Genomic DNA, 22,623 nt, shown 5'->3' with positions numbered 1-22,623 from the left:
CGTCAGTCCTTTCTGCGTTTCGCCCGAAGGGTCGGGTCGGCCTGGGTCGGGTCCTCGGGCCATGGATGCCTAGGGTATCGCGCGCGCATGTCCTTGGCCACGTCGGCATAGCTGCCCGCCCAGAAGCCCGGTAGATCCTGCGTGACCTGCACCGGCCGGCCCGCGGGCGATAGAAGCGACAGCTTCAGCGGCGTTCCGGCGATGGTCGGATGGCGGGTCATCCCGAACAGCTCCTGCACGCGGATCGCCACCTCGGGCGCATCCCCGGAATAGTCGATGGGCACCCGGCGCCCCAGCGGCGTCTCGAGATGCGGCGGCACTTCGGCATCCAAGCGTTGCTGCTGGTCGTAATCCAACCGCGCCCGCAACGCGGGCAGGATGTCGAACCGCTTCCAGTCGTCTGCGGATCGAACGCCCGTCAGGAACGGCAGAAGCCACTCCTCCGCGCAGTCCGGCAAAGCCGCCTCCGAGGTATCGAACAGATCCAGAAGGGCCACCCGTGCCAGGAACCGCCGCGCGGCGGGCGACGGGTTCAGCCCCAACGTCCGCACCCCGTCCAGCATGGCGCGCGCGACCAGATCGGGCGGCACCTCCGGCCACGTCCTGTCGTCCAGCGCGATGGCGCCCAACCGCTCCTGCCGGCGCGCCACGACGCGGCGGTCCCGCCCGGACCAGTCGCAGACGTCGTGCCAGGCGATGCGGTCACCCACAACGGCGCGCAGATCAGCCTCGGCGATGGGGATGGCCTGCCGGATCGTGGCCTCGCGCGGGTGCCCATCAGTGTCGGTCACGACCAGTAACCGTTGCCCCGCCAGAGGATCGCCTTCGGTCATCTTCACGCCCTTGCCGCCTGACAGAAGCCAGCGCGGCGCCTCGCCCGGACGGCGCAGCGCGATCCGGTCCGGATAGGCCAGCGCCGCCTGCTGCGCGGCCGACAGATCGCCACCCTTGCCACCGAACCGGCGCAGCCGCTTCGCCTCGTCCCGGATTCGGGTCACGGCCCCCTTGGCCACCCCGAACGCCCCCGGGTCCTTCAGCGCCCGCAGCCGCAAGGTCAGATCCACCCCCCGATCCCGGAGGATATCGCGATCGGACAACAAAGCGGCCAGATCCGCCGCCCCGGCCCCTGCGATTTGCAGCATATGTGCAAGCCGCGGATGCAGGGGCATTGCCGCCAGCGCCCGTCCGTGTTCGGTGATCCGCCCGCGCTCGACCGCGCCCAGCCCCGCCAGAAGCGCCTGCGCCTCGACCAGCGCGCCCGCCGGGGGCGGCGTCAGGAAGGGCAGCGCCGCGCCATCGGGATCGCCCCACAGCGCAAGGTCCAGCGCCAGCGCGGTCAGGTCGGCCGCCTCGATCTCCGCCGGGGGAAAGGCGGGCAGGGCGCCGTCCTCGCCCTTCGCCCATAGCTTCCATGCCACCCCGGGCGCGACCCGTCCGGCCCGGCCCGCGCGCTGAGCGGCCTCGGCGCGGCTGACCCGCTCGGTCACCAGCCGGGTCATGCCGCTGCCGGGGTCGAACCGCGCCCGGCGCGCGCGACCGCCATCGACGACGATGCGCACATCCTCGATGGTCAGCGACGTCTCGGCGATGGCGGTGGCCAGCACCACCTTGCGCCCCTGCGCGGGCTGTATCGCCGCGCGCTGCTCGGCGAAGGGCAGGGCACCGTACAGGGGACGGACCTCGACCCCCGGCAGGTTCAGCATTCCCGCCACGCGCCGGATCTCTCCCTCGCCCGGCAGGAAGGCCAGCACGCCACCGTCGTCCTGCGCCACCGCGCGCGAGATCAGCGCCTCCATCGCAACGTCGAACCGCGTGCCCTTCGACAGAGGTCGATCCAGCCAGCGCGGCTCCACCGGGAAGGCGCGCCCTTCGCTCGTTACCACAGGCGCGTCCAGCAGCGCGGCCACGGGGCCCGCATCCAGCGTTGCGGACATGACCACCACCGCCAGATCCTCGCGCAGGGCCTGCTTCACCTCCCACACCAGCGCGAGGCCCAGATCCGCGTTCAGCGACCTCTCGTGGAACTCGTCGAAGATCACGCAGCCCACGCCGTCCAGCCCCGGGTCCCGCTGCAGCCGACGCGTCAGGATGCCTTCGGTCACCACCTCGATCCGCGTCGCGTCGGACACCACGCGCTCGCCCCGCACCGCATAACCCACGGTTTGCCCCACGGGCTCGCCCAGCGTCTCGGCCATGCGCTCGGCAGCGGCGCGGGCGGCCAGGCGGCGCGGCTCAAGCATGACGATCCGCCCCGTAACCTGGATCAGCAGGGCCAGAGGCACGCGCGTCGTCTTGCCCGCCCCCGGCGGCGCTTGCAGCACCACCCGGCCATGCGCCGCCAAGGCCGCGCGCAGATCGTCCAGAACCTCGTCGATGGGTAAATCCATGGCCGCCAGCCCTACAAACCTTCGCCCCCCTTGCCCAGAGGGGCGCGCGCCCCCTCATTCACCCTTGCTGAAATACCCACATCCCGCCGACCCGCAAACAGCACACCGGCTGGACAAGCCGTCCCCCGCCCCGCCATATCCGGGTCATGGAGATCGACACCCTTGCCACCCGCCTGACCCAAGGCGACCGCCGTGCCCTGTCGCGCGCGATTACCCTGGTTGAAAGCACGCGCTCCGATCATCGCGCGGCCGCGGTCAAGTTGCTGGAACGCGTCACGGACCCGGACCGGCAGGCCCTGCGGATCGGCCTGTCGGGCACGCCCGGCGTTGGCAAGTCGACCTTCATCGAGGCGTTCGGCCTGATGCTGACGGGGCAGGGGATGCGCGTCGCGGTGCTGGCGGTCGATCCCAGCTCGGCCCGGTCGGGGGGCTCGATCCTGGGCGACAAGACGCGGATGGACCGCCTCAGTCGCGATCCCGCCGCCTTCATCCGTCCCAGCCCCAGCCAGACCGAGCTGGGCGGCGTCGCGCGGCGCACGCGCGAGGCCATCGCGCTGTGCGAGGCGGCCGGCTTCGACGCGGTGATCGTGGAAACCGTCGGCGTCGGCCAATCCGAGACGATGGTTGCGCAGATGACCGATCTGTTCGTGCTTCTTCTGGCGCCCGGCGGCGGGGACGAGTTGCAGGGCGTCAAGCGCGGCATCATGGAAATCGCGGACCTGATCGTCATCAACAAGGCCGACGGGGCGCTAAAGGCGCAGGCTCAGTCGACCCGGGCCGATTACGCTGGCGCGCTGCGATTGTTGCGCAAGCGCCCCGGCGATCCCGAGGGGTTTCCGAAGGCGCTGGCGGTGTCGGCCTCCGAAGGCACGGGGTTGGATACCGCGTGGGACGAGATGCAGGCGCTCGCCCGCTTCCGGCGCGAGTCGGGGCATTGGGACCGCACCCGCGCTGCGCAGAACCGCCACTGGTTCGAGGAAGCCGTGCGCTTGGGCCTGATGCGCCACCTGGCCACTGATCCCCAAAGCCGCGAGGCCATGGACCGGCTGGGCCGCGATGTAGCCGACGGCCACCTGCCCCCCGGCGCCGCGGCCGAGAAGATGCTGAACCTGCTTTTGTCCCGCGACTGACGGTCACGTTTGACGCCGCGCCCTTTGCCTTCGACCGGAATGCCCTAACCTTTTTCGGTGCACGGTATGGAGTTCCCAGTATGGCCCGTCTCGCCCCCGCGACCCGCGTCGCAGATATCCCCCCGCTTTTCGACAAGACCCGCACGCGCAGTCGCGACCTGGTGGCGCCGCTGTCTCCCGAGGACACGATGCTTCAATCCATGGAGGATGCGAGCCCGGCGAAATGGCATCTGGCCCATACGACGTGGTTCTTCGAGGAATTCATCCTCAAGCCCCACGCCCCGGACTACCGCAGTCCGGACGAGCGGTTCGCGTTCCTGTTCAACTCGTATTACGTCCAGGCCGGCCCGCGTCACGCGCGGGACAAGCGCGGCCTCGTCTCGCGGCCCGGTCTTCAGGCGGTCGTGGAGTATCGCGCCCATGTGGACGACGCGATGGCCCGCCTGCTGGAGGGCGGGGACCCTGAGGTCGCCGAACTGACCGAGCTGGGCTGCCACCACGAGATGCAGCACCAGGAGCTTCTGGTCACCGATCTGCTGCACGGCCTGTCCTTCAACCCGCTTCTGCCCGCCTATCGCGACCCGCAGCCCATGCCGGTCACCGACGAGGTGCCGCTGACCTTCGCCGCCCATGACGGCGGCCTGCAAGAGATCGGACATGCGGGCGAGGGGTTCGCCTATGATTGCGAAGGGCCGCGCCACCGGACTTTCCTGCATCCGTTCCGCATGGCCGACCGCCCCGTCACCAATCGCGACTGGATCGCCTTCATGGAAGATGGCGGTTACGGCCACCAGCCGCTGTGGCTGATGGACGGCTGGGCCACCTGCCAGCGCGAGGGGTGGGATGCGCCGCTGTACTGGTGGCAGCAGGATGACCAGTGGTGGACCTATACCCTGCGCGGCCCACAGCCGGTGAACCTGGACGCGCCGGTGGTCCATGTCTCGTATTACGAGGCCGACGCCTTCGCGCGCTGGGCCGGGGCACGCCTGCCGACCGAGGCCGAGTGGGAGGTGTTCCACGCCGACCGCCCCGTTGAGGGCAACTTCCTGGATGACGGCCCCCTGCGCCCGCTTCCCGGCGGCGGCCCCTGGGGCGACGTTTGGGAATGGACGCAGTCTCCCTTCACCCCCTATCCGGGCTTCCGCCCGCCCGAAGGGGCCATCGGGGAATACAATGGCAAGTTCATGGTCAACCAGTTCGTCCTGCGCGGCGGATCCTGTGCCACGCCCCGCGCGCAGATGCGGCCGACCTATCGCACCTTCTTCTATCCCCATCACCGCTGGCAGATGCTTGGCCTGCGGATTGCAAAGGACGCCTGACACATGGACGGATCCGATATCAGGAATACCGAACTTCTGGCCGCTGCGCTGGAGGGCCTTCAGGCCACCCCCAAGAGCATGAACCCCAAATGGTTCTATGACGAGAAGGGCAGTCTGCTGTTCGAGAAGATCACCGATCTGCCCGAATACTATCCCACACGGACCGAGGTCGGCATCCTGCGCGACCGCATTGACGACATCGCGGCGCATGTGCCCGACGATGCCGAGCTGGTCGAGCTGGGGTCGGGCGCGTCGACCAAGACGCGGCTGCTTCTGGACCGGCTCAGGCTGACGGCCTATCGCCCGCTGGACATCTCGGGCGAGTTCCTCGAGGCGACGGCGGCCCGGCTGCGCGAAAGCTATCCCGTGCTGGGCGTCGCACCCATCGTCGGTGACTTCACCCAAGACATGACGCTGCCCAACACCGATTCTGCGCGGGTTGCGTTCTTTCCGGGGTCCACCCTGGGCAATCTGGAGCCTGACGCGGCAGCGGCGCTGCTGAGGCGCGTGCGGGACTGGCCCGGCATCGCGGCGTTCGTGCTGGGCGTGGATCTGGTCAAGGACCAGCGCACTTTGGTCGCTGCCTATGACGATGCCGAAGGGGTCACGGCGGCGTTCAACCTGAATCTGCTGGAGCGGCTGAACCGCGAGGCGGGGGCGAATTTCAACCTCGACCGCTTTGCCCACCGCGCGATCTGGAACGCCGACAAGGCGCGGATCGAAATGCACCTGGAATCGCTAGCCGATCAGACCGTGACGCTGGATGGGACGCGCATCGCCTTCGAGAAGGGCGAGACGATCCATACCGAAAGCAGTCACAAGTTCACCCGCGAAAGCCTGTCGCGGATCGCGGGGCAGGGCGGCTGGCAGGTGGCCGAGCTGGTGACCGATCCGGCCGAATTGTTCGCCGTGGCGATCCTGACGCCCGTTCCCGCTTGACTGTCCCGCGTCGATCCCTTATCGGCCCCCGACACAACAGATTTATCGAACCACCGTGCCGCCCGCCGGGCAGGCCGGTTTAGACCAGACGAGGATCAATCCCATGTCGCGCGTTTGCGAACTGACCGGCAAAGGCCCCGCCACTGGCAACAACGTCAGCCACGCCAACAACAAGACCCGTCGCCGCTTTCTGCCCAACCTGAACGACGTCACCCTGATGTCCGAGGTTCTGGGTCGCACCGTGAAGCTGCGCATCTCGGCCGCCGCCCTGCGGACCGTCGACCACCGCGGTGGTCTGGACGGCTTCATGGAAAAGGCCAAGGACGACGAGCTGAGCGCCCGCGCCCTGAAGATCAAGAAAGAGATCGGCAAGGCCCGCACCGAAGCCGCGGCCTGATCGTTTCCTTTCAAGCGTTTCAAGACCCCCGCGGCTGCCGCGGGGGTTTTCGCGTTCACCGCTTGAGGATTTCGTCGACCCAGGCCGGCACCGTCTCGGTCGCGGGGCCGTAGCGGCCGTCGTCGAATCGCCCGCCCGAGGGTTCGAGGTTCAGCTCCAGCGTCGGGATGCCGTTCGCGTGCGCAGCCTCGACGAAGCCTGCGGCGGGATAGACCGTGCCGCTGGTGCCGACTGCCACGAACATCTCGGCGCTGGACAGGGCGTCCTCGATCTCGTCCAGGCCGTGGGGCATTTCCCCGAACCAGACGACGTCCGGGCGGACCGCCTGCGCGCCGCACTGACCGCAATGGTCGAACGGATCCATGACTTCGGGCGCGTCCCAGCGGGCTCCGCACTTGTTGCACAACACCCGGTCTAGCCGCCCGTGCATGTGCAGGACGGATTTTGCTCCCGCCCGGTCCAGCAGCACATCCACGTTCTGCGTGACCAGGAACGCGCCGGCCTCGGCTTCCAGTCGGGCCAGTGCCTGGTGCGCGACGTTGGGCTTGGCATGGGCCGCATTCGCCCGCCGTGCGTTATAGAAGTCCAGGAGCTTGGTGGGGTTCTTTGCATAACCCTCGGGCGTCGCGACTTCGGACAGGTCGTATTGCGTCCACAGCCCCCCCTCGTCCCGGAACGTGCCCAGACCGCTTTCGGCCGAAAGGCCGGCCCCTGACAGAACGAAGATCATGGTGGTTCCTCCTTCGGTCCAGCCTGTCAAATCCGCGCAGCGATGCCCAGAGGATGGACGCCGCGTCAGCGCTGCCTAGGTTTCAGCCCATGACACACCGCATCCTCATCGTCTGCCTCGGCAATATCTGCCGATCCCCCACCGCCGAGGCGATTCTGCGCCAAAAGGCCGAAGCCGCGGGGCTGAAGCTGGAGATCGACAGCGCGGGCACCGGCGACTGGCATATCGGAGAGCCGCCTTACCCCGCCATGATCGACGCCGCGAAGACTGCTGGATACGACCTGAGCGCGCTGCGTGCCCGTCAGGTCACCCCCGCGGATTTCGACCGTTTCGACCTGATTCTGGCGGCCGATCCGCAGAACCTGGCCGATCTGGAGGCGATGCGCCCCCCGGGCAACCTAACCCCGATCGAACTGTTCGCCCCTTACGCAAACGGGCCGGACACCGAAGTGCCCGACCCGTATCATACCCGCGATTTCGATGGCGCCCTTGCCCTGATCGAACGGGCGTCGGACGGCCTGATCGCTCAGCTGCAGTAGCTTTCCGCGGCGCTGCCAAATTCGCGGTAGCGCTTCCAGAAGACTTCGTCATTGGCGCGCGAGGACTGCCGAATCTCCTGCGCCTTGTGAGGATCCTTGAAGAACCGGGCGGCCAGACGCTGGTCGCGCCGGTCCAGCGTGAAGTCGGCCACTTGCTGGATGCAGTTGCACAGCTGGCGCTTGCCCGCAGCCCGGTCCGACCGGTTGCACGCGCTCTCTATCACCCCGGCATGAGCGCTGGTTGCCAGGAAAAGGCCTGCCGCGGCCGTAAGGATAAGTGATTTCATAGCTCTGCCTCGCTTCGAGTTCCGCCGCCGGGGTTGGCCCCGGTCGCGCGATTCCATGCCACGGCATGGACGCTAGCACAGCCCGTAAAATCCCGTCTGCGCGAATTTTCACCAAATCACGAGCGTATCTCGAAATCCACAGCCCCGATCTGTTCGGCAGGATCGGCCTGAACTCGGTCGACCCTGGCGGCCATTGGCCCGTCGTGCAGACGCCTCATCATGCGGTCGATCTGGCCCTCGGGGCCTTCGATATGGGCCTCGACATTGCCATCCTCGCGGTTCCGGACCCAGCCTTTCAGGGTCAGCTCCTGCGCCGTGTCGCGAGTCCAGGCGCGAAAGCCGACGCCCTGGACGCGGCCTTCGACGATGACGTGGCGGGCTTCGGTCATGGGGGTCCCCCTTTCAAGCGGCGTGGTCGGCAAGCCAGTGGACGGCCTGTTCCAGATCGGCGCGGAAGTCGCGCGTGGCGGCCTGCCTGGCCTGTTCGTTCGGCACCCGAAGCAGATACGAGGGGTGCAGTGTCAGCAACACCTGGGTGCCGTCCTCGGTTTCCTCGAACGTGCCACGGCGCTTCATGATGCCTTGCCCCCGCCCGGTGACCGAGGCGGCGGCGGTGGCGCCCATGGCAAGGATCAGCCTGGGCTTGATCAGGTTGCGCTCGGCCTCGAGCCACCAGCGGCAGGCGGTGACCTCGCCCGCGTCGGGCTTCTGGTGGATGCGGCGCTTGCCGCGGGCCTGGAATTTGAAATGCTTCACGGCGTTGGTGACGAAGGCGGCATCGCGGTCCAGCCCGACCTCGCCCGCGATCCGGTCGAAGAGCTGCCCGGCGGGACCGACGAAGGGACGTCCGGCCAGGTCCTCCTGATCGCCGGGCTGTTCGCCCACGACCATCAGCGGGGCGTCGCGCGGCCCTTCGCCCATCACCACCTGCGTGGCATCGGAGTAGAGCGGGCAGCGCGTGCAGCCAGCCGCCTCGCGCTGCAACGCGTCCAGATCGGTGGCGGCCGGTGTGTCGTCAGTCATGCGCAGCCTTTCGGTGATCTTGCCCGCCCGCGCAGGTGCCAGGGTGGGGGCGGCCAGTTGCATCTGGCGCGCCCGGGCCTCGGCTGTGGCGATCATCTCGGGGATGGCCGCCGCCTCGGGCATGTTCTTCCAGTATTTCTTCGGCATCTCTGCCTGCATCGCTTTGATCTTCAGGCGGGCGGGGTTGAAAATGTTCCGGAAATACGTGGACCAGAGCGCTTCTGTCGCGTCCTCCGGCAGGGGGGGCTTGGGCTGGCCCGCCGCGAAGGACAAATCGCCATCCATGAAGATCGCCGTGCGGTCGGGGGTGGCGATGATCCAGTCCATGTCTCCGAAGCGGCGCGCGAAGAACGGGGCCAACGGTTCGGTGATGTGGTGCGACGGCTCGAACCACGCGGCAAAGCGGCGGCGGGGGCCGGTGGCGTCGATCTCGCGAAAGCGAAGGAACGCCTTCATCTTGTGCTTGTCGCGGGTGACCGATTTCTCCATCTCGCGCAGCTTCGCCAGCCCCGCATCCCCCCGGTCGGACATCAGCCCCGGTCGATCCTTTGCCTGCCACAGCAGTGCATAGAGGCGCGCGAACCGTTCTGGATCACTGTGCCACACGACGTTCTGCGCAAGCTCGACGAAGGCGCGGGGCACGGTGACGGTGCCTGTCGGGGGAGCCACCGGGGCCTCGGCGAACAGATCCCCGGCCGCGTCACCATATTGCCAGAGGATGTCCTCGGGCGGCACGGCGACCGCGAGGCACCCCCGCGCCGCATCGCGCCACGCGGCGAACGTGCCCAGCTCGGGGACGGCGACGGTGGGCATCAGAACAGCGACAGCTGCTCGGGCGGGGGGGCGAAGCGGGCGCGCAGATCCGCACTGTCGGTCAAAGCGCCGGGGGTCCAGCCCTGCAAGGTGATGAAGGCCCGCGCCTTCTTCAGGCTCGCCCCCATGCGCGTCAGATCCTCGTAACGCAGAGTGCGGTGGCGGCGAGTGGTCAGAATGCGGTTCACCGTCTTCACCCCCAGCCCCGGCACGCGCAGCAGCGTCTCGCGATCCGCGCGATTGACGTCCACGGGGAACAGGTGGCGGTTCTGCAACGCCCAGGCCAGCTTGGGGTCGATCTGCAAGTCCAGGTTGCCGTCCGTGGTTGCGCCCGTGATCTCGGCCAGGTCGAAGCCATAGAACCGTAGCAGCCAGTCCGCCTGGTACAGGCGATGCTCCCGCTCCAGCGGAGGACGGATCAGGGGCAGCTTGGCGGTCGCGTCGGGGATGGGCGAGAAAGCCGAGTAATACACCCGCTTCAGCTTGTAGCTGGAATACAGCCTCGTGGACTGCCGCAGGATCGTGGCGTCGTTCGATCCGTCCGCCCCCACGATCATCTGGGTGGATTGCCCGGCGGGCGCGAATTTCGGAGGGCGCTTGCCGGTATGGCTCCGCTCGGCCCCCGCCTCCTTGCGCAGGCGCACATCGGCCATGGCCTTGCGAATGGTCTCGGGCCGTTTTTCGGGCGCGTAAGATTTGACCGAGGCATCCGTCGGCAGTTCCACGTTGATCGACAGCCGGTCCGCATACAGCCCCGCCTGCTCGATCAAAAGCGGATCGGCATCGGGGATGGTCTTGAGGTGGATGTACCCGCGAAACCGATGCTCCTGCCGTAGCTTGCGCGCGATTTCGACCATCTCGCCCATGGTCTCGTCGGGGGACTTCACGATGCCCGAGGACAGGAACAGCCCCTCGATATAGTTCCGGCGATAGAATTCCAGCGTTAGCGTGACGACCTCGTCGACCGAGAACCGCGCCCGTTTCACGTTCGAGCTGACGCGGTTCACGCAATACGCGCAGTCATAGATGCAGAAATTCGTCAGCAGGATCTTCAAAAGGCTGATGCAGCGCCCGTCCGGCGCATAGGCGTGGCAGATGCCCGACCCCTCGCTGGAGCCCAGCCCATCGCCCTTGCGCGAATCGCGCCGCGACGTACCCGAGGACGCGCAGGAGGCGTCGTATTTCGCCGCGTCCGAAAGGATCGCCAGTTTTTCCGAAAGATCGAGTCGTGCCATACGTTCATATTATGTTCGCACGCCCCCCGGGCCAAGCCCCCTGCGTCACACCGTCCATTCACCCTTGGGTAAATACCCATGTCGACCGGCCGCAATGGACGCGACGGCAGCGAGGTTCTACACCGCCGGCAGGGGGACCTGCATGGATCATTACGACATCCTCATCGTCGGCGCCGGGATCATGGGGGCGTCGGCCGCGTGGCACCTGATCCGGCGCGATCTGGCCTTGCGCATCGCGATGGTCGAGCGTGACCCGACATTCATGTTCGCCGCCTCGACGGCCACCAATTCCTGCCTGAGGCAGCAATTCACGACCGAGGTGAATATCCGCGCCTCGCAATACACGGCCGACATCATCCGCGACTTCCGCGCCCATACCGGCGATGCCGAGGCGCCCGAGGTGGCGCTGGTTCCGTTCGGATATCTTTACCTCGCGGCCGATCCCGCGGGGGCGAAGGCGCTGCGGCAGGCCCATGCGTTGCAAAGTTCGCTGGGGGCGGGGCCGCGGCTTCTGGACCGGGACGCGCTGGCCGCGGCGTTCCCCTTCATCGACACCACCGACATCACGCTGGCCAGCCACGGGACGCGGGACGAGGGGTATTTCGACGGTCATGCCCTGTGGTCCTATTGGCGCCGTGCCGCGAAACGCGCTGGCGTGACAGAGATCCGGGGCGAGGTGGTCGAGGTGGATCGCGTGCTGGACGAAGGGCGCATCCGCGGGGTGACGCTTCTGGACCGGACCCGGATCGCCTGCGACTGGGTGGTGAACGCGGCTGGGGGCCGGGCGGGGGAGTTTGCGAAGCTGGCGGGAGAGGACCTGCCCGTCGAACGGCGCAAGCGCTTTACCTACGTCTTCGAGGCCGAAAGGCCCTTGCCCGCCAAGCTGCCGCTGACGATCGACCCGTCGGGCATCCATGTCCGGTCAGACGGCGCCCTCTACATGGCCGGGGCCGCGCCGCCGGATGACGTCGCCGTCGCGGCCGACGATTTCACCGACCAGCCCGATCTGTGGGAGGATCGTGTCTGGCCCGCGCTTGCTGCGCGGGTCCCGGCGTTCGAGGCGATCCGTCTGCGCCGGTCCTGGGTGGGGCACTACGACATGAACATGTTCGACCGGAACGCCATCCTCGGCCCCGGGCCGAACTGCCCGAACCTGGTTCATTGCGCCGGCTTCTCGGGGCATGGTCTTCAACACGCCGCCGCGATGGGCCGCGGCGTGTCCGAGCTCGTCCATTCGGGCCGGTTCGAGTCGCTGGACCTGTCGGCTTTCTCGCCCGCGCGCCTGACCGGGCGCGCGGGGTCGGTCGAAGGGGCGGTGATCTGAACGCCTAGAACGCGCCGTTCTTGCCGGCAAAGCCCGCCATCTGATCCTCGGCCCAGTGCCGGATGTCGTATTTGCGGATCGTCTCGCGCATATCGCGCATCCGATCGGACTGTTCTTCCTCGCTCATGTTCAGCGCTTGCAGCAATGCGCGGTCCATGGAGCGGTGCGAGAACGGGTTGGCCATCACGGCCGATCCCATCTCGACCGCGGCGCCGGCGAATTCCGACAGCACCAGCGCACCGCGCAGATCGCTGCGGCAGGCCACGAATTCCTTGGCGACCAGGTTCATCCCGTCCGCCAGCGGCGTGATCCACGCCACGTCGCAGGCGCGGTAATAGGCGACGAGGTCGTCAAAGGGGATCGCCCGGCTCATCAGCGTGACGGGGGTCCAGTCGAAGCTGCCGAAGCGGCCATTGATGCGGCCTACGGTGGCCTCGATCTCGTTCTGGATGCCCTCGTAGACGGTCATGTTGCGGTTGGCACTGACCGAGACGTGCAGAAGGCGCACATTGCCGTGCAGGTCGGGGTTCTCGTCCAGGATCCGCTCGAAACTGAGAAGCTGGTCGGCACCGCCCTTGGTGTAGTCGGTGCGCCCGACGGACAGGATCATCGCGCCGTCGCCCATTTCCTCCCGGATCTCGCGGGCGCGGATCCCGGTATCCTCCTGATTGGCCTTGCCTTCGATATAGTCGACATCCACCCCCACCGGAGATGCGATGACCTGCGTCTTGCGGCCCATGTAAGTAACCGACTTGGCCACCTTGCGGTCCGAAAGCGCCACGTATTCCTTGATGAAATCGGGATTCACAGGCTCACGCGGGCCGGTCTCGATGTCAAACAGGCTTTCGGCGACGCCGACGAAATTCGCCGCATAGCGGGGGATGTGGAAGCCCACCGCGTCGCAGGACAGAAGCGATTCCACGATTTCGCGCCGCCACGGCAGCACGTTAAACATGTCCGCGGAGGGGAACGGAGTGTGGTGGAAGAAGCTGATCCGAACGTCGGGCCGCAGCTTGCGCAGATAGCCGGGGACGAGCCACAGGTTATAGTCGTGCACCCAGACCACCGCGCCTTCGGCGGCTTCGGCGGCAGCCGCTTCGGCGAAGGCCCAGTTCACCTCGCGGAAGGTCGGCCAGTCCACGGGGTCGTAGTTATACTTTTCCTTGAACGAATGGAGGATCGGCCAGAACGCCTCTTTCGAGGTGACGTGGTAGAACGACTTCACCTGCGCCTCTGTCAGGGGCAGGCGGCTGACGGAGTACTTGCCGTAGCTGTCCTCCATCTCGACCACGCGCTCGAAGCCGGGATTGGACGTGTCGGTCGCCAGCTTCCATGCCACCCACGACCCCTTGTCGACGCGGCCGAAGAACCCCTTCAGCGTCGGCACGATGCCGTTCGGGCTTTTGTTCTCCTTGAAGACTGTCTTTCCGTTCTCGACCACTTCCTCGTAGGGTTGGCGGTGGTAGACGATCACCAGATCGGACGGCATCGGGATTTCCTCACTCTTCGGTCTGGGTGGCGCCCTCTTCGGGCGTCTCGTGCAGGTTCAACTCTTTCACGGCTTCCAGGATCCCGGCCGCACCGACGCCCTTGGCGATGTAGACGTGGTGCAGCGGTTCGACCCGTTCGACCAGACTGGCTTCCGAGCCGCCGACGGCGACCGCGGGCAGGCCGCATTCCAGCATGGACAGGTCGTTCAGCGTGTCGCCCGCGCACAGCACCGTGTTGGGCGAGACGCCCAGATGCGACACCAGCTTCTTGATCGACGGCCCCTTCGAGATGCCCTTGGGAAGCACATCGAAATACTTGCCGTCGGACGCGATCCAGTCATGGCCCATCTCTTCGACCGTCTCGATGACCGACTTGTCGAACGTGTCGGGATCCATGTCGTAGCTGACGCGATAGCGGAACTCGGTCGGCTGAAGGGTCAGACCCGCCACGCCGTCCAGCGCGGCGCGCACCTTCTCGCCGCCGTCGCCCCAGAGTTCGGCGATATCCTCCTCGAGCGATGCGATCGGGGACAGATCCTTGCCATCGACCTTCGCGATCGTGGTGCCGACATCGCCAACGACGAATTCCGGCCATGGCACGCCGCCTTCGCACAGCTCGGCGATGAAGCCGGGATCGCGACCGGTGACGAAGATCAGGCCGATGGTCTGGCGGTTCTCTTCGATCCAGTCATAGAGCTGTTTGCGATCCTCGTCGGACCCGCCAAGAAAGGTGCCGTCCAGATCCGTGGCCAGGACGAACTTGCAGCTTGAAATGTCGCGCGCGGGGGCGTCGGTCATGAATTCTCTCCGAAGGGGTGTGCGAACTGCATGCCCATGCCTTTGGGCTCGGCTTCGATGGGGCGGGCCCACAGGTCGCGGAAGGTCTGGGGGATGTCGGCGCCCTGGTGCAGGACGGCATAGACGGCCTCGCAGATCGGCAGCGTGACCCCGATCCGGCCCGCAAGGTCGATGACCGAGACCGAATTGACTTCGCCCTCGACCACGACCTGCTTGCCGCCGAAGCATTCCGACCGCTTCAACCCCTGACCGAGCTGGGTGCCCAGGCTCATGTTGCGCGATGTGGTGGACGAGCAGGTCAGCGTCAGATCGCCCGCGCCCGAAAGGCCGGTCACGGTCTCGCGCCGTCCGCCAAGATTCTCGGCCAGAGTCTTCATTTCGTCCATGCCGCGGGTGATCAGCGCAGCGCGCGTATTCTCGGCGAAGCCTGCGCCGCTCATCATCCCGCAGGCGATGGCGATGACGTTCTTGACCGCGCCGCCGATCTCGACGCCGACGATGTCGTCCGAGATATAGGGGCGGAAGCTTTCCGAACTCATCGAAATGGCCAAACGCGTGGCCGGGCTTTTGGCCGGGTCGAGGCGGTCCTTGTAGGAAAACTCGAATGCCACCGTCGCGGCGGTGGGGTGGGCCAGCACTGTCTCCTTCGCGAAGGTCGGGCCGGACAGGGCGCCAACGGGGTTGTCGCCTAGCTCGCTGGCCGCGACCTCCCCCAGCAGAAGGCCGGTCTTGGCCTCGATTCCCTTGGCACACAGCGCGACCGGCACGCCCGGGGCCAGGTGGGGGCGCATCTGGCGGCAGATGTCGCGCAGCGTCTTCGAGGGGGTGACGATCAGCACCGCCTCGGCCCCGGTCAACGCTTCCTGCATGTCGGTCGTGGCCTCGATGCCTTCGGGCAGGGCCACGTCCTTGAGGTATTTCGGGTTCTGGTGATCCTCGCGAATGGCGCGAATGGTTTCGGCGTCACGTCCCCAGACCACGACCTCGCGGCCGGCCCGGCGTGCGACGGACGCCAATGCGGTTCCCCACGAGCCCGCGCCGATGACGGCGATCCGTTTGTAAGGTTCCGCCTGTGACGCGACTGCGCGCGCCTCTGTCTTCGATAAACTCATGCCCCATACCTGTCGGTGAATTGCGAAACGGCAAGCCCAAAGGACCTCTGATCGGGAAGCTCCCGGCACTGCCCCGAAACTGTCACGACTTCAGATACAAATTTCTCCGAATCGCCCCGATTTGGTCCCGTTTGGTTAACACAGTCCTAACAACCGAAGTCACCCGCTTCGGCAAGCGTATTCCCGTTTCGGCCCGTCCCGGCCACCCCGTCAAATACATAATGGAGCCTTCATGTTTAACCCCATCCCCCGCAGGAGCCGTGGCATGACCCAATCGACCGTTCGGACCGCAATCTTCCCTGTCGCCGGCATGGGCACCCGCTTTCTGCCCGCCACCAAGGCCGTGCCGAAAGAGCTTCTGCCGGTCGTGGATACGCCCCTGATCCAGTTCGCCATCGACGAGGCGCGCGCCGCCGGTGTCGAAAGGTTCGTGTTCGTCACGCATCCGTCGAAGGCCGCGATCGAGCGTCACGTGCGTAACGACGCCAACCTGTCGCGCCAACTGCGTCACAAGGGCAAGAACGCCATCGCCCGCAAGCTGGAGGAAGCTGCGCTGGATTCGGTCCGCCACGACGTGGTGTTCACCATGCAGGACGAGGCGTTGGGCCTGGGTCACGCAGTAAAGTGCGCCGCCCCCCATGTTCTGCCCGGCGCCGTTGCGGTAATCCTGCCCGACGACCTGATCCTGGGCCGCGGTGCCATTGGCGAGATGATCGGCGCCTACCAGACCGCAGGTGTGGGCCATATGGTCGCCACGATGGAGGTCGATGCGGACAAGGTATCGTCCTACGGCGTGCTGGACCCGGTGTCGCGCAACGGTCAGATCGTGACGGCCCGCGGCATGGTCGAAAAGCCCGCCCCCGACGCCGCGCCGTCGCGCCAGGCGGTGGTCGGTCGCTACATCCTGGACGGGTCGATCTTCACCGATCTGCACGCCATCGCTCCGGGCACGGGCGGGGAATACCAGCTGACCGACGCCATCGCCCGCGGTGCCGACCGCGTGGGGCTTGCGGGGTTTGCATTCTCGGGGCGGCGGTTCGACTGCGGCTCGAAGGAGGGGATGCTGGCCGCGACCCTGTTCCGCGCCCGCGAGGATGCCGCCTTCGCCGACGTGCTGGCTGAGTATGCCCAGCCGGTGGAGGACCCGGCGGAGCGTGTCGTCGCCGCCTGAGCCTTCGCATCCCGCGACTGTCTTTCCCTCGAACTGGCCGGCCCCTTGGGACCGGCCGTTTTCGTGTCTGCGGCTAGAGGAACACCCGTTCCACGAACCAGTAGGCGCCCGTCAGCGCGATCAGGATCGAGGCGGGGTTCGCCACGTTCTGACGGTAGCTCTCGGACCCGGTCGACACCAGCGCCGCGGCGGTGAAGCCCAGCAGGATCGCGGCCGCCGCAATGACCGGAAGCACGCCGCCCACTGGCATCATGACCGCCAGAAGCCCGACCAGAGCGGGGGCGATCAGGAAGGACAGTACCATGTAACCATAGGCCAGCGGGTCGTTACGCTCGCCCTCGCGGGTGTGTCGGATGGCGGCGGCGACGATCAGGAAGGCCACCGCGATGACGGTCAGCTGCCCGATCTCGACCCCGATGTTGAAGCCGATCAGCTTGGCCACGAAGTTCGACGATCCCAGCCCGTAGTCGGTCAGCACGCTGGCGAAACCCAGCCCGTGCAGCAGGCCGAACAGGACGATCACCACTGGACGCCACGGGGAGAGGCCGCGGGCCAGCACGTTTTCCACCCCTACGTAAAGGATCGAGGCGGCGATCAACGGCTCGACCACGGATGCGGGCACCCGCACGATCCCCAGCGCGGCAAGGGCCAGGGTGACGGTATGGGCCAGTGTGAAGGCGGTGACCTGCCAAAAGAGGGGGCGGAACTGCGTGGACAGGAAGAACAGGCCTAGCACGAACAGGATATGATCGAGGCCCAGCGGCACGATATGCTCGAAGCCCACGGGAATGTAGGTCAGAAGTGCCGCGCCGAAGCCCATGGTCGATCCGCCCGCGCGGGGGATCGCGTCGGTCTCTCCGCCCGAGGCGAGATAGCCTGTATACCCTTCCTGTCCTTCGCCCATCTGCCGCACGGCGACGCCGCCCAGCTGGGGTGACCAGGCCACGGTGACGGGGGCATCGCCGGCGGGCAGGTCGGCCGTGGCCGTGAAGGTCGAGACGCGCGGCAGCTCGGGGTTGCCGACCTCGGGGATATCGACCGATTGCAATCGAAGCGGGACGGTCTGGTCGCCCGCGCGAAGCTGGAACCGGTCCTGCATGGCGGGCCAGGCGTCGCGGAACGCGGCCTCGAGCTCGGCGGGCGGCAGGCGGCGCAGGCGGTCGTTCTCGGCCGACCGGTCCGAGGCATTGGTATCGGAAAGCCCATCAAGGTCGATCCCGGCGATGAAGGGCTCGAGCGTGGCCTCGACCTCGACCTCGGCCGTCTCGGGCGCCAGTGTCAGGTTCATGACCGAGGGCTGGACCTCGTGTGCCTGCGCGCCCGATGACATGAGCGCGAGCAGGACGGCCAGCACTGCCGCCAGCCTTGACACGATGGCCCCGTGGGCCACCGTCAGTCGACATCTTCGATCCAGGGAAAACACGTATGAAGCTCCTTTTCGTTTTGCTGACCGGTGTAGCTAGCGCGATTGCCGTGCCGTCATGGTCGCACGAGTTCTGGATCGACGTCACCGATTACACCATCGCCCCCGGCGAGACGCTGGAGGCCGCGTTGCGCGTGGGCGAGGACTTCGAAGGTTCGTCCTATGCCTATGTCCCGATGAACTTCCGCCGGTTCGAGATCGCCATGGGCGACGCCGCGCCCGAGCCGGTCGAGGGGCGGATCGGCGACCGCCCGGCGCTGTCGATGGTGCCCGAAGAGGGGGGCCTGACCGCCATCCTGCACGTCACCCGCGACTACGAGCTGACATGGGAGACGTGGGAGCAGTTCACCTCGTTCGTCGGGCACAAGGCAGGCGACGGCGTGCTGGAGCGCCATGCCGAGCAGGGCTATGCCGAGGATGCCGTGCGCGAGGTCTATTCCCGCTATGGCAAGGCGCTGGTCGCAGTGGGCGAGGGCGCGGGCGAGGATCGCCCCTTCGGCTTGCTGACCGAGATCGTGGCGCTGGAGAACCCTTATACCGGCGATCTGTCCGATGGGCTGGACGTGCGGGTCCTGTATCAAGGCGACCCGCGGGCCAACGCGCAGGTCGAGATCTTCGCCAAGGACGGCGACGGTGCGGTGGAGGTCACCACGGCACAGACCGACGCGCAGGGAGTCGCGACGATCCCCGTCTCACCGGGGTCGACCTATCTGCTGGATTCCGTGGTCTTTCGCCAGCCGGCCGAGGACACAGCGCCCGAGTTCGATCCCATGTGGGAAACGCTGTGGGCCAGCCTGACCTTTGCCGCACCGGCCGAGTGATCAGTCGCCGCGGTCCTTCGACAGCTTCTCCGACCGTTTGCGCACAAGGACCTGCCGCAGGTCGTGCATGGACAGAAGCAATGCGTCGGTGATCTGGTCGATTTCGTCGTCGCTGGCCTTGGTCTGCACCCAGTGGGCCACTTGCGCCAGGTGATCCACCGTGCGGTGGATGTCGTCGAGCATGCGGGCCGACACCACCTTGCGCCGGTCTTCCATCCAGACCTCGATTGCGGCCAGATCCTCGGGCGTCAGGGTGCGGTCGCCATGCGGCTTGACCTCGCCGTTGCGGATGTTGACCACGGCGATCTGGTCCATCTCGATCCGGCGCATCCGGGTTTCCTGCTCGACCCGGAAGACAAAGGCGCCGTTCTCGCGCGTGCGGAAGTAGTAGGGGGGAAGTTCGGCGACCATGGGGCCTCTCTGGGTTGGTGTCCGGTGTCGCGGATGGCGGACATCTTGTCGCCCGAAGGTAGCCAGGCGCTTCGGTGTGTCATAAGGTCGGCCCATCTTTCCGACAAGCAAGCGTGTGAGCCCATGACCGAAGACGCGACCCAGGACTGGTATTCCGACGAAACCTCGACCTTCGGCGACCGCCTGGCCGATGCGCGGCAGGCCGTTGGCCTGAGCCAGCGTGATCTGGCCCAGCAGCTTGGGGTGAAGCTGAACACGCTGATCGCGTGGGAGAATGACGTGTCCGAGCCGCGCGCGAACCGGCTGTCGATGCTGTCGGGCCTTCTGAACGTATCGCTGATGTGGCTGCTTTCGGGCAAGGGTGAGGGTCTGGCACCGCCGGTGGAATCGGACATGCCGGCGGACGTGACGTCGACCTTGGCAGAGATGCGCAAGATCCAGGCGGAAATGGTGCGCCTGGGCGAGCGCATGGGTCATCTGGAAAAAAGGCTGCGCACCGCATGGAAGTGACCGACCCCCACCAGGTGACGCTGCGGCGGCTGCGCATGCGATCCATGCGGCGCGGTATAAAGGAGATGGACCTGATCCTGTCCGCCTATGCCGAGGAACGGCTGGCCGAACTGGATGGCCCGACCCTTGCGCTTTATGACGAGATGCTGTCCGAAAACGACCAGGACCTCTATCGATGGGTCTCGGGGCAGGAGGACGCGCCGGAACGGTATGCCGCGCTGATCGGGGACATCCGGACTGTCTCGCTTTCTCGTGCAAAAGGTGAATAATCCACCGGAAATTTGACGTTTTCTTAGCTTTTAATCGGCCATTCTCCGGGTGTGAAACTTTCGACGGAGAATGCCATGAACATGCGAAGTCCATCCATCTCGGATGCCGATCGCGGGTTCGCGGGCGAGTATCTGGACAGCCTCTCGCTTGTCGAGCGGTTGCACCGGCTGCTGCTCGACGTGCTCAAGGATGAATTCGAACGGGTCGGATTGCTGGAGATCAATCCGGTCCAGGCCCTGCTGCTGTTCAATGTGGGTAGCAAGGAGGTGACGGCGGGCGAATTGAAGACTCGCGGTTACTACCAGGGCTCGAACGTGTCCTACAACCTCAAGAAGCTGGTCGAGATGGGGTACATGCACCACAAGAAGTGCGAGATCGACCGCCGCGCCGTGCGGGTCAGCCTAACCGAAAAGGGTGAAGAGGTGCATCACGCCGTCGCCCGTCTGTTCGCGCGACACGCCCATGGTCTGCAGGACAAGGAGGTCCTGAGCTTCGATCAGATCACCAACATCAACGCGACGTTGAAGCGGGTCGAACGGTACTGGACCGACCAGATTCGCTATATCTACTGACGGCGACCGACTGCCGGCAGGACGCCACATCGGCCAGAATGGCCCACCGCCGCATCGATCCGCTCAGCGATTTTCGCTCCAATCGGGTCAGGGCACATCTTTTCCATCCCCCAGAACCATGACGCGCAGCTCTCGGATCAGCTTGCGCTCCATCGCGCGTGCGTAATCCCGGAATCCCAGCGCGGTTTCCAGGAATGCGTCGGGCCCGTGGATGACCTCGGCCCGGAAATAGGCCCCAAGCTCTCCGATCTGAACCGACCGCCGGTCGCCGCGTCCCGGATCGTCCGTTCCGATCACCAGCGCATTGACGACGACATCGCCCAGACCGAGTTTCACATCGCGCGGACGCGGGCCGGTGTTCGATTTGCCGTCGCCGGAGATGTCCACCACACGCCGCCAGCAGGGCCGCGTCCGCACCATCGCGGCCCCCGTCGACATCGCGCCGCCAAGCGCGGTGGAAGGATTGCCCGCCGGACGTCGTGCCGACCGCAACCTGTCGGCGACGTCCGAAAGCGGGCCGGGGCCAGTGATCGCCGTGAAGGGCACCGTGACCCGCGTATCGCGCGGCCCCGACCATTCGTAGATTGCCAGATCCACCCAGGTGCCCGGCATCGTCAGGAAGGCGGCTTGTACGTCCGGGCTGTCGAGGGCCGAGGCCACGCCGTCGAGTTGCAGGCGGTATTCCTGCGCATCGACGGATCCCGAGATATCCAGCCCCAGCGCCAGCGCCTGCCGACATTCCGCCCAGCCGGGTCCCGCGGCCAGCGCGGCCAGAACCAGGGCCACGGCCGCCCTCATTGCGCTTCGCCCAGTGTCAGGACGCCCATCTCACGCTCTAGCTTGGTGCGCATCGCACGTTCGAAATCGTCGAACCCGTCGGCCACCTCGTAGAACGCGCCGGGCCCGTGCAGGATGTCGTTGGCATAGAAGGTGACGACCGTGTCGTCATGGCCGGTGATCGGCAGGCCGTTCACCGTGACGCCGTCGAAATCGAAGTTTTGGTAGGCCAGGTTCGGGGGGAAGCCATCATTGTTCACCCCGTCGCCCGACAGGTCCAGCGTCCGGAACAGGCAGACTGGCGCGCGCGCCAGCAGGCCTGACGCATAGCCGAGGGCATAGCCAGCGGCGGTGGGGAAGTCCTGATAGGACCGCTGCGATCGGGCGATGATGTCGGCGGCGGCGGTGATATCCGCGTCGGTCCGCAGAAACGTCCAGTCCAGGATCAAGTCCTGCTGCCATCGGCCCGACCATTCGAACACGGCCAGGGCGACCGGCTCTCCTGACAGGGCAAGGGCGGCGCGTCGGACCGCGTCGGACCCCAACGCACGCGCCAGCCCCTGGCGTTGCAGGCGATCCTCCTCGGCGTCGACCGAGGAGGAGATGTCGATGCCGACCGCCAGCGCCAGTCGGCACTGGGCCTCCGCCCCCCAGGCGGCGCAAAGCCACAGGAGGGCGGCAAGCCTTACCAATGCCCGGTATTCTCCATGCTAGCCCAGGGCTCCTTCGGCTCTTTCGCGTCGCCCTTCTGCAGCAGTTCGACCGAGATGTTGTCGGGCGAGCGGACGAACGCCATGTGCCCGTCGCGCGGGGGGCGATTGATCGTCACGCCGTTGGCCTGCAATTTCTCGCACATGTCGTAGATGTCATCGACGCGGTAGGCGAGGTGCCCGAAATGGCGGCTGTCGTCGGGCAGCTTGTCGTCGCCGTCCCAGTTATACGTGATCTCGACATCCGCGCGGCCGTCGTCCTGGTCGGGCGGGCACATGAAGACAAGGGTGAAGCGGCCGCCCTCGTTCTCGCTGCGGCGGCGTTCCTTCAGACCCAGCATCTCGAAGAAGGCCATCGTCTTGTCCAGGTCCTTGGCGCGGACCATCGTGTGCAGGTATTCGGTTCCCATCGACTTCTCCCATGGTTTGTCTGTC

25 protein-coding genes are annotated in these 22,623 nt (G+C 66.5%); 11 read left to right on the top strand and 14 right to left on the bottom strand.

The window, feature by feature from the left end; all coding sequences use genetic code 11:
- Positions 1-2 precede the first annotated feature (2 nt).
- Positions 3-2,387 carry an ATP-dependent helicase HrpB gene (hrpB, locus tag PAA8504_RS13415; RefSeq protein ID WP_108894704.1) on the bottom strand — a complete coding sequence of 795 codons (2,385 nt, stop codon included), beginning with the start codon at positions 2,385-2,387 and terminating at the stop codon, positions 3-5.
- Positions 2,388-2,533: 146 nt separating this feature from the next.
- Here hrpB and meaB point away from each other — a divergent pair, with 146 nt between their 5' ends.
- From meaB to rpmB, 4 genes are all read left to right on the top strand, one after another.
- Positions 2,534-3,517, top strand: a complete 984-nt coding sequence (gene meaB, locus PAA8504_RS13410; RefSeq protein ID WP_108894703.1) for a methylmalonyl Co-A mutase-associated GTPase MeaB — start codon at positions 2,534-2,536, stop codon at positions 3,515-3,517.
- A gap of 80 nt (positions 3,518-3,597) precedes the next feature.
- Positions 3,598-4,836, top strand: a complete 1,239-nt coding sequence (egtB, locus tag PAA8504_RS13405; RefSeq protein ID WP_108894702.1) for an ergothioneine biosynthesis protein EgtB — start codon at positions 3,598-3,600, stop codon at positions 4,834-4,836.
- A gap of 3 nt (positions 4,837-4,839) precedes the next feature.
- Entirely contained in the window at positions 4,840-5,775 is a 936-nt protein-coding gene (gene egtD / locus PAA8504_RS13400) for an L-histidine N(alpha)-methyltransferase (protein ID WP_108894701.1), read from the top strand.
- Positions 5,776-5,878: 103 nt separating this feature from the next.
- Positions 5,879-6,172 (top strand): 50S ribosomal protein L28, encoded by a 294-nt coding sequence (rpmB, locus tag PAA8504_RS13395; RefSeq protein WP_108894700.1) that lies wholly within the window; start codon positions 5,879-5,881, stop codon positions 6,170-6,172.
- 55 nt (positions 6,173-6,227) lie between these two features.
- On the opposite strand, the gene PAA8504_RS13390 is transcribed toward rpmB, so the two are convergent.
- A complete protein-coding gene (locus PAA8504_RS13390; RefSeq protein ID WP_108894699.1) occupies positions 6,228-6,902 on the bottom strand; it encodes an NAD-dependent deacylase in 675 nt (224 codons plus the stop codon).
- A gap of 89 nt (positions 6,903-6,991) precedes the next feature.
- Here PAA8504_RS13390 and PAA8504_RS13385 point away from each other — a divergent pair, with 89 nt between their 5' ends.
- Complete coding sequence (locus PAA8504_RS13385; protein ID WP_108894698.1) at positions 6,992-7,441, top strand: low molecular weight protein-tyrosine-phosphatase; 450 nt, start codon at positions 6,992-6,994, stop codon at positions 7,439-7,441.
- On the opposite strand, the gene PAA8504_RS13380 is transcribed toward PAA8504_RS13385, so the two are convergent.
- From PAA8504_RS13380 to PAA8504_RS13365, 4 genes are all read right to left on the bottom strand, one after another.
- Positions 7,429-7,728, bottom strand: a complete 300-nt coding sequence (locus PAA8504_RS13380; protein ID WP_108894697.1) for a hypothetical protein — start codon at positions 7,726-7,728, stop codon at positions 7,429-7,431. The two genes, PAA8504_RS13385 and PAA8504_RS13380, sit on opposite strands and share 13 nt — an antisense overlap.
- A gap of 116 nt (positions 7,729-7,844) precedes the next feature.
- Complete coding sequence (locus tag PAA8504_RS13375) at positions 7,845-8,117, bottom strand: acylphosphatase (protein ID WP_108894696.1); 273 nt, start codon at positions 8,115-8,117, stop codon at positions 7,845-7,847.
- A 13-nt stretch (positions 8,118-8,130) separates the two neighbouring features.
- The gene (locus PAA8504_RS13370; RefSeq protein ID WP_108894695.1) at positions 8,131-9,564 is read right to left on the bottom strand and encodes a UdgX family uracil-DNA binding protein; all 1,434 of its coding nucleotides are present in this window, start codon (positions 9,562-9,564) and stop codon (positions 8,131-8,133) included.
- Positions 9,564-10,799: a putative DNA modification/repair radical SAM protein gene (locus PAA8504_RS13365; protein ID WP_108894694.1), complete on the bottom strand. Its 1,236-nt coding sequence runs from the start codon at positions 10,797-10,799 to the stop codon at positions 9,564-9,566. The genes PAA8504_RS13370 and PAA8504_RS13365 overlap by 1 nt, the downstream gene beginning before the upstream one ends.
- A 142-nt stretch (positions 10,800-10,941) precedes the next feature.
- Between PAA8504_RS13365 and PAA8504_RS13360 the strand changes: the two genes are divergently transcribed.
- Positions 10,942-12,123, top strand: a complete 1,182-nt coding sequence (locus tag PAA8504_RS13360; RefSeq protein WP_108894693.1) for an NAD(P)/FAD-dependent oxidoreductase — start codon at positions 10,942-10,944, stop codon at positions 12,121-12,123.
- Positions 12,124-12,127: 4 nt separating this feature from the next.
- On the opposite strand, the gene ggpS is transcribed toward PAA8504_RS13360, so the two are convergent.
- Genes ggpS through PAA8504_RS13345 form a run of 3 tightly spaced genes read right to left on the bottom strand, consistent with a single transcriptional unit; the run spans position 12,128 to position 15,523 of the window.
- Entirely contained in the window at positions 12,128-13,612 is a 1,485-nt protein-coding gene (ggpS, locus tag PAA8504_RS13355) for a glucosylglycerol-phosphate synthase (protein WP_108894692.1), read from the bottom strand.
- A gap of 10 nt (positions 13,613-13,622) precedes the next feature.
- The gene (locus PAA8504_RS13350; protein WP_108894691.1) at positions 13,623-14,411 is read right to left on the bottom strand and encodes an HAD-IIB family hydrolase; all 789 of its coding nucleotides are present in this window, start codon (positions 14,409-14,411) and stop codon (positions 13,623-13,625) included.
- On the bottom strand, positions 14,408-15,523 hold the full coding sequence (locus tag PAA8504_RS13345; protein WP_108894690.1) for an NAD(P)H-dependent glycerol-3-phosphate dehydrogenase: 1,116 nt from the start codon (positions 15,521-15,523) through the stop codon (positions 14,408-14,410). Before PAA8504_RS13345 ends, PAA8504_RS13350 begins: the two co-directional genes overlap by 4 nt.
- Positions 15,524-15,788: 265 nt before the next feature.
- Here PAA8504_RS13345 and PAA8504_RS13340 point away from each other — a divergent pair, with 265 nt between their 5' ends.
- On the top strand, positions 15,789-16,694 hold the full coding sequence (locus tag PAA8504_RS13340) for a UTP--glucose-1-phosphate uridylyltransferase (RefSeq protein ID WP_108894689.1): 906 nt from the start codon (positions 15,789-15,791) through the stop codon (positions 16,692-16,694).
- Between the two features lie 73 nt (positions 16,695-16,767).
- Here PAA8504_RS13340 and PAA8504_RS13335 read toward each other — a convergent pair whose 3' ends face one another.
- Entirely contained in the window at positions 16,768-18,117 is a 1,350-nt protein-coding gene (locus PAA8504_RS13335; RefSeq protein WP_245897637.1) for a HupE/UreJ family protein, read from the bottom strand.
- A 2-nt stretch (positions 18,118-18,119) separates the two neighbouring features.
- Between PAA8504_RS13335 and PAA8504_RS13330 the strand changes: the two genes are divergently transcribed.
- A complete protein-coding gene (locus PAA8504_RS13330; protein WP_108894688.1) occupies positions 18,120-18,938 on the top strand; it encodes a DUF4198 domain-containing protein in 819 nt (272 codons plus the stop codon).
- Here PAA8504_RS13330 and PAA8504_RS13325 read toward each other — a convergent pair whose 3' ends face one another.
- The gene (locus PAA8504_RS13325; RefSeq protein ID WP_108894687.1) at positions 18,939-19,349 is read right to left on the bottom strand and encodes a hypothetical protein; all 411 of its coding nucleotides are present in this window, start codon (positions 19,347-19,349) and stop codon (positions 18,939-18,941) included.
- A 123-nt stretch (positions 19,350-19,472) separates the two neighbouring features.
- On the opposite strand from PAA8504_RS13325, the gene PAA8504_RS13320 reads away from it, so the two are divergent.
- The 3 genes from PAA8504_RS13320 (at position 19,473) to PAA8504_RS13310 (ending at position 20,701) form a co-directional block, all read left to right on the top strand.
- The gene (locus PAA8504_RS13320; RefSeq protein WP_108894686.1) at positions 19,473-19,859 is read left to right on the top strand and encodes a helix-turn-helix domain-containing protein; all 387 of its coding nucleotides are present in this window, start codon (positions 19,473-19,475) and stop codon (positions 19,857-19,859) included.
- The gene (locus PAA8504_RS13315; RefSeq protein WP_181375797.1) at positions 19,850-20,128 is read left to right on the top strand and encodes a succinate dehydrogenase assembly factor 2; all 279 of its coding nucleotides are present in this window, start codon (positions 19,850-19,852) and stop codon (positions 20,126-20,128) included. The genes PAA8504_RS13320 and PAA8504_RS13315 overlap by 10 nt, the downstream gene beginning before the upstream one ends.
- Positions 20,129-20,203: 75 nt before the next feature.
- Positions 20,204-20,701, top strand: a complete 498-nt coding sequence (locus tag PAA8504_RS13310) for a MarR family winged helix-turn-helix transcriptional regulator (RefSeq protein WP_108894685.1) — start codon at positions 20,204-20,206, stop codon at positions 20,699-20,701.
- A gap of 87 nt (positions 20,702-20,788) precedes the next feature.
- Here PAA8504_RS13310 and PAA8504_RS13305 read toward each other — a convergent pair whose 3' ends face one another.
- The 3 genes from PAA8504_RS13305 to PAA8504_RS13295 are packed head-to-tail and all read right to left on the bottom strand — an operon-like array spanning position 20,789 to position 22,598.
- The gene (locus PAA8504_RS13305; protein WP_245897636.1) at positions 20,789-21,487 is read right to left on the bottom strand and encodes a DUF1194 domain-containing protein; all 699 of its coding nucleotides are present in this window, start codon (positions 21,485-21,487) and stop codon (positions 20,789-20,791) included.
- Positions 21,488-21,495: 8 nt separating this feature from the next.
- Positions 21,496-22,170 (bottom strand): DUF1194 domain-containing protein, encoded by a 675-nt coding sequence (locus PAA8504_RS13300; RefSeq protein WP_108894683.1) that lies wholly within the window; start codon positions 22,168-22,170, stop codon positions 21,496-21,498.
- Positions 22,164-22,598, bottom strand: coding sequence for a VOC family protein (locus PAA8504_RS13295; protein ID WP_108894682.1), 435 nt, complete (start codon positions 22,596-22,598; stop codon positions 22,164-22,166). The genes PAA8504_RS13300 and PAA8504_RS13295 overlap by 7 nt, the downstream gene beginning before the upstream one ends.
- Between the last annotated feature and the right edge of the window lie 25 nt (positions 22,599-22,623).

Origin of the sequence: Palleronia abyssalis (assembly GCF_900302445.1) — a bacterium.
In the GTDB taxonomy this organism is placed as follows: Bacteria; Pseudomonadota; Alphaproteobacteria; order Rhodobacterales; family Rhodobacteraceae; genus Palleronia; species Palleronia abyssalis.
The sequence above is the reverse complement of the archived record's forward strand: the minus strand, read 5'-3'. Positions and strand labels throughout refer to the sequence as shown.